The organism is Pseudomonas sp. PA-4-8C (assembly GCF_021606625.1).
GTDB lineage: Bacteria > Pseudomonadota > Gammaproteobacteria > Pseudomonadales > Pseudomonadaceae > Aquipseudomonas > Aquipseudomonas lactis.
In genome coordinates this window covers 1-11,900 of the sequence record NZ_WKCD01000168.1, presented here as the reverse complement: position 1 = coordinate 11,900, position 11,900 = coordinate 1, and the positions used below count along the sequence as shown (strand labels likewise).

The 11,900-nt window shown below is 61.7% G+C and carries 8 protein-coding genes and 1 pseudogene; 7 read left to right on the top strand and 2 right to left on the bottom strand.

Features of this window, described 5'->3' with window-relative positions:
• Positions 1-143 precede the first annotated feature (143 nt).
• From mexE to GIW04_RS20745, 3 genes are read left to right on the top strand one after another with little or no spacing between them, the layout of a single operon-like run.
• Positions 144-1,385: a multidrug efflux RND transporter periplasmic adaptor subunit MexE gene (mexE, locus tag GIW04_RS20755; RefSeq protein ID WP_034135660.1), complete on the top strand. Its 1,242-nt coding sequence runs from the start codon at positions 144-146 to the stop codon at positions 1,383-1,385.
• A gap of 12 nt (positions 1,386-1,397) precedes the next feature.
• Complete coding sequence (locus GIW04_RS20750; RefSeq protein ID WP_094775327.1) at positions 1,398-4,577, top strand: efflux RND transporter permease subunit; 3,180 nt, start codon at positions 1,398-1,400, stop codon at positions 4,575-4,577.
• Positions 4,574-5,989: an efflux transporter outer membrane subunit gene (locus GIW04_RS20745; RefSeq protein WP_120248000.1), complete on the top strand. Its 1,416-nt coding sequence runs from the start codon at positions 4,574-4,576 to the stop codon at positions 5,987-5,989. The genes GIW04_RS20750 and GIW04_RS20745 overlap by 4 nt, the downstream gene beginning before the upstream one ends.
• A 147-nt stretch (positions 5,990-6,136) precedes the next feature.
• On the opposite strand, the gene GIW04_RS20740 is transcribed toward GIW04_RS20745, so the two are convergent.
• Positions 6,137-7,156 carry an AraC family transcriptional regulator gene (locus tag GIW04_RS20740; protein ID WP_120247999.1) on the bottom strand — a complete coding sequence of 340 codons (1,020 nt, stop codon included), beginning with the start codon at positions 7,154-7,156 and terminating at the stop codon, positions 6,137-6,139.
• 168 nt (positions 7,157-7,324) lie between these two features.
• On the opposite strand from GIW04_RS20740, the gene efeU reads away from it, so the two are divergent.
• The 4 genes from efeU to efeO (GIW04_RS20720) are packed head-to-tail and all read left to right on the top strand — an operon-like array spanning position 7,325 to position 11,543.
• Positions 7,325-8,170, top strand: coding sequence for an iron uptake transporter permease EfeU (gene efeU, locus GIW04_RS20735; RefSeq protein ID WP_034135558.1), 846 nt, complete (start codon positions 7,325-7,327; stop codon positions 8,168-8,170).
• A 10-nt stretch (positions 8,171-8,180) separates the two neighbouring features.
• Positions 8,181-9,383 (top strand): iron uptake system protein EfeO, encoded by a 1,203-nt coding sequence (efeO, locus tag GIW04_RS20730; protein WP_120247998.1) that lies wholly within the window; start codon positions 8,181-8,183, stop codon positions 9,381-9,383.
• A gap of 14 nt (positions 9,384-9,397) precedes the next feature.
• On the top strand, positions 9,398-10,702 hold the full coding sequence (efeB, locus tag GIW04_RS20725) for an iron uptake transporter deferrochelatase/peroxidase subunit (RefSeq protein ID WP_120248198.1): 1,305 nt from the start codon (positions 9,398-9,400) through the stop codon (positions 10,700-10,702).
• 25 nt (positions 10,703-10,727) lie between these two features.
• Positions 10,728-11,543, top strand: coding sequence for an iron uptake system protein EfeO (gene efeO, locus GIW04_RS20720; RefSeq protein ID WP_003191077.1), 816 nt, complete (start codon positions 10,728-10,730; stop codon positions 11,541-11,543).
• 71 nt (positions 11,544-11,614) lie between these two features.
• On the opposite strand, the pseudogene pssA reads toward efeO (GIW04_RS20720), so the two are convergent.
• Positions 11,615-11,900, bottom strand: a pseudogene (pssA, locus tag GIW04_RS20715) (CDP-diacylglycerol--serine O-phosphatidyltransferase); the annotation flags it as partial.

The window sequence follows — 11,900 nt, the reverse complement described above, 5'->3', positions numbered from 1 at the left end:
CCCTAACAAAACCCCCATGCTAGAGGGCTGACTCCGCGCTTATATCATTCCGAATGATAGTTACCTTTGCTTCATTCGATTCGTGACCTAGCACCTCCCCGCGCATGATCCGCCCATCTCAAATACATTGGCGGATGCACCTCATGGAACAGTCACTCAAACATTTGCGCTTCCCCTTGGCGATCTTGGCCGTGGTGGTGATGAGCGCGTGCGGCAAGTCCCCGGAACAAGCGGCCGCCATGCCTCCTGCCAAGGTCAGCGTGGCCAAGGTGTTAGAACAACCGGTCAACGAATGGGACGAGTTCACCGGGCGCCTTGAAGCGCCGGAAACCGTGCAGATTCGTCCGCGAGTGTCCGGCCAGATTGACCAGGTGGCGTTCACCGAAGGCGCGCTGGTGAAGAAAGGCGACCTGCTGTTCCAGATCGACCCTCGCCCGTTCCAGGCCGAAGTGCGCCGCCTCGAAGCCCAGCTAGCGCAGACCAAAGCCGCCGCCACTCGCAGTGAAAACGAAGCGCAACGTGGCGAGCGCCTGCGCCAGAGCAATGCGATCTCCGCCGAACTGGCTGACTCGCGCACCACCGCCGCCCAGGAAGCCCGCGCGGCCATGGCCGGGATCCAGGCGCAGTTGGACCTGGCCAAGCTGAACCTGAGCTTCACCCGCGTGACCTCGCCCATCAGTGGCCGCGTCAGCCGTGCCGAAATCACCGCCGGCAACCTGGTGACCGCCGATACCACTGCACTCACCAGCGTGGTCTCCACCGATAAGGTCTACGCCTACTTCGACGCCGATGAGCGCGTGTTCCTCAAGTACACCGAACTGGCCCGCGAAGGCCGGCGTGGCGCAACCACCCCTGTGTACCTGGGGCTGTCCAACGAAACCGGCAACCCGCACCTGGGCCAGATGAACTTCGTCGACAACCAGGTCAACCCGGCCACTGGCACCATCCGTGGCCGTGCGGTGTTCGACAACAGCAAGGGCGAATACACCCCTGGCCTGTATGCGCGCTTGAAGCTGGTCGGCAGCGGCACCTATTCGGCCGTGTTGATCAATGACGAAGCGGTCGGCACCGACCTGGGCAAGAAATTCGTACTGGTGATGGACGGCGACAAGCCGGCTTATCGCGCGGTGGAACTGGGGCCGAAAATCGAAGGTTTACGCATCGTGCGCAGTGGCCTGACCAAGGACGACACCGTGATCGTCAAGGGCCTGCAACGTGTGCGCCCAGGCTCGCCGGTCGCGCCGGAAACCATCCCGATGGCCAGCAAGGAAACCCTCGCCGCCTTGGCCCAACAACGACAAGCGCTTGAAGCCAGCAACCTGGAGCAAGTGGCGCCGGAAAAACCCGCGCCCAAGCTCGCAAGCGTCGCGACTCCACGCGGTTAAGGGATACTCAAGATGAATTTTTCCAAGTTCTTCATATCAAGGCCGATCTTCGCAGCGGTGCTGTCGCTGTTGATCCTGATCGCCGGTGCGATCTCGCTGTTCCAGTTGCCGATCAGCGAATACCCGGAAGTGGTGCCGCCGACCGTGGTGGTGCGCGCCAACTTCCCGGGGGCCAACCCCAAAGTCATCGGTGAAACCGTGGCCGCGCCGTTGGAGCAAGCCATCACTGGCGTCGAGAACATGCTCTACATGTCCTCGCAGTCCACCGCCGACGGCAAGCTGACCCTGACCATCACCTTCGCCCTGGGCACCGACCTGGACAACGCGCAGGTGCAGGTGCAAAACCGTGTGACGCGCACCCAGCCCAAGCTGCCAGAGGAAGTGACGCGCATCGGTATTACCGTGGACAAGGCCTCCCCCGACCTGACCATGGTGGTGCACTTGACCTCCCCGGATCAGCGCTACGACATGTTGTACCTGTCCAACTACGCGATCCTCAATATCAAGGACGAGTTGGCCCGCTTGGGCGGTGTCGGTGACGTGCAGTTGTTCGGCATGGGCGACTACTCCCTGCGCGTGTGGCTGGACCCGAACAAAACCGCTTCGCGCAACCTGACCGCCACCGATGTGGTCACGGCGATCCGCGAGCAGAACCGCCAGGTGGCTGCCGGTGCCCTGGGCGCCCAGCCCGCGCCGAGCGACACCAGCTTCCAGTTGTCGGTCAATACCCAGGGCCGCCTGGTCACTGAAGAAGAGTTCGAGAACATCGTGATTCGCGCGGGTGCCAACGGTGAAATCACGCGCCTCAAGGACATCGCCAGGGTCGAACTGGGCTCCAGCCAATACGCGCTGCGCTCGCTGATCGATAACCAGCCCGCCGTCGCGATTCCGATTTTCCAGCGTCCCGGCTCCAATGCCATCGACATCTCCAACGATGTGCGCAGCAAGATGGCCGAGCTGAAAAAGAGCTTTCCGGCGGGCATGGATTATCGCATTGCCTATGACCCGACCATCTTCGTACGCGGTTCCATCGAAGCGGTGGTGCATACCCTGTTTGAAGCACTGATCCTCGTGGTGCTGGTGGTGATCCTGTTCCTGCAGACGTGGCGCGCCTCGATCATCCCCTTGGTGGCGGTGCCGGTATCGTTGATCGGTACGTTTGCGGTGATGCACCTGTTCGGGTTCTCACTCAACGCCCTGTCACTGTTTGGCCTGGTACTGGCCATCGGTATCGTGGTGGACGACGCCATCGTGGTGGTGGAGAACGTCGAGCGTAATATCGAGTTGGGGCTTGAGCCGTTCCCGGCGACCGAAAAAGCCATGAGTGAAGTGACCGGCCCCATCATCGCCACGGCGCTGGTGCTGTGTGCGGTGTTCATTCCGGCCGCCTTTATCAGTGGCTTGACCGGGCAGTTCTACAAGCAGTTCGCCTTGACCATCGCGATCTCAACCGTGATCTCGGCGTTCAACTCCCTGACCTTGTCCCCTGCCCTGGCCGCTGTGCTGCTGCGCGGCCACGACGCGCCGAAGGACCGTTTCTCCAAGTTCCTCGACAAGGTCTTCGGGGGCTGGCTGTTCCGTCCCTTCAACCGCTTTTTCGAAAAGGCCAGCCATGGCTACGTAGGCACCGTACGCCGAGTGATTCGCGGCAGCGGTATTGCCTTGTTCGTCTACGCAGGTTTGATGGTGCTGACGTTCTTCGGGTTTGCCCACACGCCGACCGGTTTCGTACCGGCCCAGGACAAGCAATACCTGGTGGCCTTCGCTCAACTGCCCGACGCCGCTAGCCTGGACCGCACCGAAAACGTAATGAAGCGCATGTCGGAGATCGCCCTGAAACAACCCGGCGTGGAAGCTGCAATTGCCTTCCCGGGCCTGTCGATCAACGGGTTCACCAACAGCCCGAACAGCGGCATCGTGTTCGTGACCTTGAAGCCGTTCGATGAGCGTAAAGACCCGAGCATGTCCGCCGGTGCGATTGCCGGTGCACTGAACGGCCAATACGCCAATATCGAAGAGGCCTACATGGCGATCTTCCCGCCGCCGCCGGTACAAGGCCTGGGCACCATCGGGGGCTTCCGCCTGCAGATCGAAGACCGTGGCAACCTCGGCTATGACGAGCTGTATAAAGAAGTGCAGAACGTGATCGCCAAGAGCCACGGCGTGCCTGAACTGTTCGGCCTGTTCACCAGCTACACGGTCAACGTGCCGCAAGTGGACGCGGCCATCGACCGCGAAAAGGCCAAGACTCACGGCGTGGCGATCAGCGACATCTTCGACACCCTGCAGGTCTACCTGGGTTCGTTGTATGCCAACGACTTCAACCGCTTCGGGCGTACCTATCAGGTCAACGTGCAGGCCGAGCAGCAGTTCCGCCAGGACTCCGACCAGATCGGCCAATTGAAAGTGCGCAATAACAGAGGCGAGATGATCCCGCTGGCGACCTTTATCAAGGTCAGCGACACCTCGGGCCCGGACCGCGTGATGCACTACAACGGCTTCATCACCGCAGAAATCAACGGCAACGCCGCGCCGGGCTACAGCTCTGGCCAGGCCCAGGCCGCGATTGAAAAACTGCTCAAAGATGAACTGCCCAACGGCATGACCTACGAGTGGACCGACCTGACCTATCAGCAAATCCTCTCAGGCAATACCGCGCTGTTCGTGTTCCCGCTCTGCGTACTGCTGGCGTTCCTGGTGCTCGCGGCCCAATACGAAAGCTGGAGCCTGCCACTGGCGGTGATCCTGATCGTACCGATGACGCTGCTGTCGGCCATTACCGGGGTGATCATCTCGGGCGGCGACAACAATATCTTCACCCAGATCGGCCTGATCGTACTGGTGGGCCTGGCGTGCAAGAACGCGATCCTGATCGTCGAGTTCGCCAAGGATAAACAGCAGGAAGGCCTCGACCCGCTCGCTGCGGTACTGGAAGCCTGCCGCCTGCGTCTGCGGCCGATCCTGATGACCTCATTCGCGTTCATCATGGGTGTGGTGCCGTTGGTGCTCTCCAGCGGTGCCGGTGCCGAGATGCGCCATGCCATGGGCGTGGCGGTGTTCTCCGGGATGATCGGTGTGACCTTCTTCGGTCTGTTGCTGACGCCAGTGTTCTACGTACTGATCCGTCGCTATGTCGAGCGCAGTGAAGCGCGCAAAGCGGCCAAGGCCTTGAAGCTGGAGACACAGCAATGAGTGTGAAAATATTCCTGCCGAGCCTGCTGGTACTGGCGCTCGCCGCCTGTGCCGTAGGCCCGGACTACAAGACCCAGCAACTGGAGGCGGCCAACATCACGGCCGCCGCCGACAGCAAAAGCTACGACCATGCCAAATACGAAGGCATCTGGTGGCAGCAGTTTGACGACCCGACCCTCAACCAGTTGGTGACCCAGTCCCTGAGCGGCAACCGTGATTTGCGCGTGGCCTTCGCCCGTCTGCGGGCGGCACGGGCCATCCGTGATGATGCGGCCAACGATATCATGCCGGTGGTCACCTCCCGGGCCAGCAGCGATGTGGGCAAGGGCCAGATTCCAGGGCAGACCACCAAGCGTGTCAACAGCGAGCGCTACGACCTGGGCCTGGACATGGCCTGGGAAGTGGATTTGTTCGGGCGTATCCGTCGCAACCTGGAAGCCAGCGACGCCGACCAACAAGTCGCCGAAGCCGACCTGTACCAACTGCAAGTCACCATGATTGCCGAACTGGTGGATGCTTACGGTCAACTGCGCGGCGCGCAACTGCGTGAACGCATCGCCCTGGACAACCTGAAGAACCAGCAGGAATCGCGCACCATCACCGTCAGTCTGCGCGACGACGGCGTGGGTGATCAGCTCGACGTCGAACGCGCCGACGCCCGCCTGGCAGCGGTTGAAGCCAGCGTGCCGCAACTGCAGGCCGAACAAGTGCGCGAGCGCAACCGCATCGCCACCCTCCTCGGCCAGCGCCCCGACAAGCTGAGCGTGGACCTGAGCCCGAAAGACCTGCCAGCGATTGCCAAGGCGTTGCCAATTGGCGACCCGGGGCAACTGCTGCAACGGCGCCCGGACATCCTCAGCGCCGAACGCAAACTGGCCGCCGCCACCGCACGTATCGGCGTGGCCAAGGCCGACCTGTTCCCACGGGTGAGCCTCAGCGGCTTCCTCGGCTTCACTGCCGGGCGCGGTTCGCAGATCGGCTCGGCCGCCGCGAATGCCTGGTCTTTGGGCCCGAGCATCACCTGGGCAGCGTTTGACCTGGGCAGCGTGCGTGCTCGTCTGCGTGGCGCGAATGCCGAAGCCGATGGCGCGTTGGCAACCTACGAACAGCAAGTGCTGCTGGCCCTGGAAGAGTCCGAGAACGCCTTCAGCGATTACGGCAAGCGCCAGCAACGCCTGGTCTCGCTGATCCGCCAAAGCGAATCCAGCCGCGCCGCCGCCGACCTCGCCGCGATCCGCTACCGCGAAGGCACCGTGGACTTCCTGGTACTGCTCGACGCCCAGCGCGAACGCCTGGCCGCCGAAGATTCCCAGGCCCAGGCCGAAGTGGATCTGTATCGCGGCATTGTGGCGATCTACAAGGCGTTGGGTGGTGGCTGGCAGCCGGATACGGTGGTGGCCAGCAACCAGTGAGGTAAAGAGCTCCTTTGGTTGGTCGCATCCAGCCAATTTTTAGCCCTGCGGTCCATTCGGTCGTGGGGCTTTTTTTTGCCACCGATCGTCCCACGCAGAGCGTGGGAACGATCAAGTGAGAAACATCCTAATCCCGCAGGGTGGAAGTTAGAGGCGACTCGTCTCGCTCAAAATCAAACTCCGATAATGCCCCGGATTCGATCCCACCCACTTACGAAACGCCTTATAAAACGAACTCGCATCGGCAAACCCCAACCGCGTGGCGATCTCGGCAAAGCTGATCTGCGGTTCAGCCAGCCACACAATCGCCAGTTCCTTGCGCACGCTGTCCTTGAGCCCCTGGTAGGTCTGCCCCTCTTCCGCCAGGCGGCGGCGTAGGGTGGACGCAGAAATACACAACCTGGCGGCAAGCCCTTCGGTTTCCGTCCAGGTGTCGGGGGGCATCTGCCGAAGGTCGTGCTTGATGCGCGTGGCGAGGCTTTCCGGGTCGCGGTATTTCACCAGGATGTTAGCCGGTGCATGAGCGAGAAAACGTTGGAGCTCCTGCGGGCTGCGCTTGATCGGCAGGTCCAGGCAGTCGGCTGAAAAGATCATGCGGGTGCGTGGTCGATCAAAGCGCAGGTTGTCAGAAAACATCACCTGATAATCGTCACAGAAGTCCGGCTGAGCGCAGCGCAGTTCAATGGCGAGGATCGGAATACGCCGCCCCGCCAGCCAGCAGGCGACGCCGTGGACGATCATCCAATAGGTAAAGTAGGTAAACGCACGCTTGGGCTCATCAGGCTCGAGCAGGACAATTTCCGCCAGGCTCTGTTGGCGCACCAGCTGGGCCGGAAGGTGCTCCAGCATCAGCGAGAGAAACCCCAAGCCGGTTTCCAGGCCCGCAGCCAGGCTCGGTTGCGCCATGGCGGCGCGACACAGAAACGCCAGGCTGCCGGACTTGAGTGGGCGTGGGTCCATGCCAAAGAACTCATCGTCCCTGCGCCGCGCCAGCAAGCGCCACAGGCGTGCATAGGCCGTGGCCGCCACGCGAGCGTCGGGCTGCTCAAGCAACGCCGGGGCAATCCCGACTTTGCTCAATGCCTCAACGGTGGCGGCTCCCGGCGCGCAACTGTGCAACAACGCTTCGCGCACGAGGTGGATGGAGATGGTGTCTTTTTCCGACATGGGGCGTTGAGCTGTCCGGCTGCGGTGTGGTTGGCCTGCATCATAAGGGCGGTTGCGCTTCGCCACCACTGTTCAGCCCACGTTCAGCAAAGGTCAATATTTCTTGTTTAGCAATGAGTATCATTATGTTACAAATTAGCTCCCTAACTAGTTGCGCCTGGGTGCCCGATGCTCGTTCCTTTTTTAATCATGCTGCGCGAAGGCATTGAAGCCGCCTTGATCGTTGGCATCATCGCCAGTTACCTGCAACAGACCGGGCGTGGCCAGTGGATGCCTGCGGTTTGGATCGGCGTATTCCTTGCGGCAGCGCTGGCGCTGCTGGTGGGCGGCGGCCTGGAATTGGTCAGTGCGGAATTCCCGCAAAAGCAGCAGGAATTGTTTGAAGGTGTCGTCGGGTTGGTGGCCGTGGGCATCCTCAGTTCCATGGTGTTCTGGATGCGCAAAGTGGCGCGCTCGATTAAACACTCGCTGCATGAATCCCTCGACCATGCGCTGGCCGGCTCCAGGCATCAGGTGTTCGCCCTGATTGCCATGGTGTTTTTCGCCGTGGCCCGCGAAGGGCTGGAGACGGTGTTCTTCTTGCTGGCCGTGTTCCAGCAGAGCGAGGGTCCAGGCGCTCCGATTGGCGCCCTGCTCGGCCTGGTCCTGGCCATTGTCGTGGGTTTGCTGATCTATTCCGGCAGCATGCGCCTGAACCTCAGCGCGTTTTTCCGCTGGACCGGCCTGTTCATCCTGGTGGTCGCGGCCGGCATTCTCGCCAACTCGGTGCAGGCCCTGCATGAGGCCGGCGTTTGGAATCACTGGCAGACCGTGCTGTTTGATTTCAGTGCCGCATTGCCCATGGACAGCCCGCTCGGTTCGGTACTGGCCGGCATGTTCGGTTACCAGGAGGCGCCGACTGTCAGCACCCTGGGCGCCTATGTGATTTACCTGGTGGTGGCCCTGGTGATGTTCTTCCTGCCCTCGGCCCCTAGCCAGCCCGCTGCCAACACCTCTTCCGTTTCCAGCCAGTAAGGACCGTCTCTTGTCCAACCCAACCCCTCAATCGGCCCCGCCGTCCCGCGCCTTGCGCTGGGGCGTGGCTGGCTCGGTGGTGGTGATGATCGCCGCCGGTGGCCTGTTCTACTACGCCTCGCAATTGGCCGCGACCAAGCGCCAGACCAACCACAATGAAATCGCGGTCACGATTCACAGTCACGCCTGCGAGCCCAACGCCCTCACCGTGCCGGCCGGGCGCGCAAGCTTTCGTATCATCAACCGCTCCGACCGTGCGGTGGAGTGGGAAATCCTCGACGGCGTGCTGGTGGTCGAGGAACGGGAAAATATTGCCCCAGGCCTGAGCCAGGTGATCAACGCCAACCTGTTGCCCGGCGACTACGCCATTACCTGTGGCCTGTTGAGCAACCCGCGTGGCACCTTGCATGTCACGCCCACGGCAGAGTCCGACGCCCAGGCTAAGGCCAAGCCGTCGATGGTGGCCTTTATCGGCCCGTTGTCGGAGTTTCGCGTATACCTGAGCGGCCAAGGCAGTGCCCTGGTCAAGGCCGTAACGGCGCTGCAACAGGCCATCGCCGCCGGTGATCTGGCCCAGGCGCAGGCCATGTATGTGCCGGCCCGTGAGGCGTATCAGCGCCTGGCGCCTGCCTCTCAACGCCTGGCCGAATTGGATAACGCGATCAACGCCCGCGCCGACTACTTTGAAAAGCGCGAGCAGGACCCCGCCTTCAGCGGCTTCCACCGCCTCGAATACAGCCTGTTCCAGCAGCACAGCCTCGATGGCCTGGCGCCGGTCGCGCAACGACTGGTGGCCGACGTCACCACGCTCAAGCAACAGTTACTGGCCCAGTCCCTGCCACCGGAGCAACTGGTGAGCATTGTGGTGCGCAACCTCAATAGCCTGGCGGACGTGCGTGCGGCGAGCGGTGAAGAGGAACGCTACAGCCACATCGATTTGAACGGCTTTGCCGCCAATCTGCAGGTAGCGCGCAAAGTGGTCGACCTGATGCGCCCGTTGCTGGGCAAGTCCACCGCAGACCTATTGCCCACTATCGACAGCGCGCTCGGCGCCTTCGACACCGAACTCAACGGGCTCAAGGTGAATGACCGCTACCCAACCTACGACAAGGTTACAGCCGATCAGCGCAAGCAGATCGCCGACAAGGCCAAGGCACTGGCCGTTGCACTCGATGGAATCGACCCCGCCCTTGGCCTTTCCGGCCTGCAGTGAAGACGACCGCATACATGAGTGATAAAGAACAGTTTGACCTCCAACGTCGCCGCGTCCTGTTGGGCATGGCGGCCACCGGCGCTGCGATTGCCGGCAGCAGCCTGTCCTGCCCGGCGATGGCAGCAGTGGCCGAGCAAGTCACCACGGCCCCGCGCAGCGACAAGACCCAGGACCACCAGGCGTTTTTCGGCAAGCACCAAAGCGGCATCGTCACCCCGCGCCCGGCCTGCGGCATGGTCGTGGCGTTCGATGTACTGGCCAGCGACCGCGAAGACCTGGAACGCCTGTTTCGCACCCTGAATGAGCGCATCGCGTTCCTGATGACGGGCGGCACCGTGCCCCAGGTCGACCCGAAATTGCCGCCCACCGATTCCGGTATCCTCGGCCCGGTGGTCACACCCGATAACCTGACCATCACCGTGTCAGTCGGCGAATCGTTGTTCGATGAGCGCTTTGGCCTAGCGGCGGCCAAGCCCAAGCGCCTGAGTCGCATGGTCGGCTTTCCCAACGATGCGCTGGAACCGGCGCAGTGCCATGGTGACCTGAGCCTGCAGTTCAGCTCCAACACGCCGGACACCAATATCCACGCCCTGCGTGACATCGTCAAAAACCTGCCCGACCTGCTGCTGGTGCGCTGGAAGCAAGAAGGCAGCGTGCCGCCCCAGGCACCGTCCAAGCCCGGCGAACCGGCGCAGAGTGCGCGCAACTTCCTGGGCTTTCGCGATGGCTCGGCCAACCCCAATTCCAACGATGACAAGGCCATGGACCAAATCGTCTGGGTACAGCCCACCAGCGACGAACCGGCCTGGGCCGCCCATGGCAGTTACCAGGCCGTGCGCATCATCCGTAACTTTGTCGAGCGCTGGGATCGCACCCCGCTGCAAGAACAGGAAAGCATCATCGGCCGTATCAAACCCACGGGCGCGCCCATGGACGGCCAGCATGAAACCCAGGTCCCGGACTACAGCAAGGACCCGGAAGGCAAGTTGACCAAGCTCGATGCCCACATCCGCCTGGCCAACCCGCGCACCCCGCAGACCCAGGCCAACCTGATCCTGCGGCGGCCGTTCAACTACTCCAACGGCGTCAACAAAAACGGTCAACTGGACATGGGCTTGTTGTTCATCTGCTACCAGGCTGACCTGGAGAAAGGCTTTATCAGCGTGCAAACCCGACTCAACGGCGAGCCGCTGGAGGAGTACCTCAAGCCCGTGGGTGGCGGGTATTTCTTCACGTTGCCCGGGGTCACCGGCCCTAAGGATTTCATCGGGCGCACGCTGCTCGCGGCAACGCACTCTCAAAATCCTGCCAAGACCTAAAACACACCAGAGCGGAATGTCTCCCATGAAGAAGTCGTCTATCGCGTTGTTGTTACTCAGCCTTTCGCCACTGGCAAGCTTCGCCGCTACTGCGCCGTTGGACCTGGTGGGCCCGGTGTCGGATTACAAGATCTACGTCACCGAAGAAATCGGCGAACTGGTCACCCAGACCCAGGCGTTCACCGACGCCATCAATAAGGGCGACCTGGCCACGGCCAAGAAGCTCTATGCGCCGACTCGCGTACATTATGAGTCCATTGAGCCGATCGCCGAGCTGTTCAGCGACCTCGACGCCTCCATCGACTCCCGTGTGGACGACCATGAAAAAGGCGTGACGGCCGAAGACTTCACCGGCTTTCACCGCATTGAATACGCGCTGTTCTCGCAGAACTCGACCCAGGGCCTGCAAGCGCTGACCGCCAAGCTCAACGCCGATGTGAATGACCTCAAGACCCGCGTCGATGGCCTGACTTTCCCGCCGGAGAAAGTCGTCGGTGGTGCTGCTGCGTTGCTCGAAGAAGTCGCGGCCACCAAGATCTCCGGTGAAGAAGACCGTTACAGCCATACCGACCTGTACGACTTCCAGGGCAACATCGACGGCGCGAAAAAAATCGTCGAGCTGTTTCGTGGCCAGATCGGGCAGCAAGACCAGGCCTTCCTGGCCAAGGTCGACAAAAACTTTGCCAGCGTCGACAAGATCCTGGCCAAGTATAAAACCAAGGATGGCGGCTTCCAGACCTATGACAAGGTCAAGGACAACGACCGCAAGGCCCTGGTCGGCCCGGTCAATACCCTGGCCGAAGACCTCTCGACCCTGCGTGGCAAGCTGGGTTTGAACTAACGGCCGCGCACAAAAAAACACCCAGTCCCTGTCCAAGGGCCCGGGTGTTTTTTTGCCGATAAGTTGCTCGGCTAGAGAATGCGGTACAGCAAGCGCTCGATCCGCACCCGGCTGACACGCCGCAGGAATTTGCCGACAGCGGGCGGGTAATCCACCAGTGTCTGCAATTGCTGGTAACCCTGGATACGCGTGGTGTGCTGGAAAATATTCGCAAGCTCGGCGCTTCGCGGCTCCAGCCATTGGCCTTGAGGGTCGTCGATCAGCAAGCCGTTTTCCAGGTCGAGGCGAAACGCCCGAGGGTTGAGGTTGTTGCCGGTGAGCAAGGTGTAGCGCTCATCCACCCACATGCCCTTGAGG

Excerpts from the sequence above, each read along its gene's own strand:
- mexE (WP_034135660.1), top strand. The coding sequence starts at position 144 with ATGGAACAGTCACTCAAACATTTGCGCTTCCCCTTGGCGATCTTGGCC.
- efeO (WP_003191077.1), top strand. The coding sequence starts at position 10,728 with ATGAAGAAGTCGTCTATCGCGTTGTTGTTACTCAGCCTTTCGCCACTG.
- efeU (WP_034135558.1), top strand. The coding sequence starts at position 7,325 with ATGCTCGTTCCTTTTTTAATCATGCTGCGCGAAGGCATTGAAGCCGCC.
- GIW04_RS20750 (WP_094775327.1), top strand. The coding sequence starts at position 1,398 with ATGAATTTTTCCAAGTTCTTCATATCAAGGCCGATCTTCGCAGCGGTG.
- efeB (WP_120248198.1), top strand. The coding sequence starts at position 9,398 with ATGAGTGATAAAGAACAGTTTGACCTCCAACGTCGCCGCGTCCTGTTG.
- GIW04_RS20745 (WP_120248000.1), top strand. The coding sequence starts at position 4,574 with ATGAGTGTGAAAATATTCCTGCCGAGCCTGCTGGTACTGGCGCTCGCC.
- GIW04_RS20740 (WP_120247999.1), bottom strand. The coding sequence starts at position 7,156 with ATGTCGGAAAAAGACACCATCTCCATCCACCTCGTGCGCGAAGCGTTG.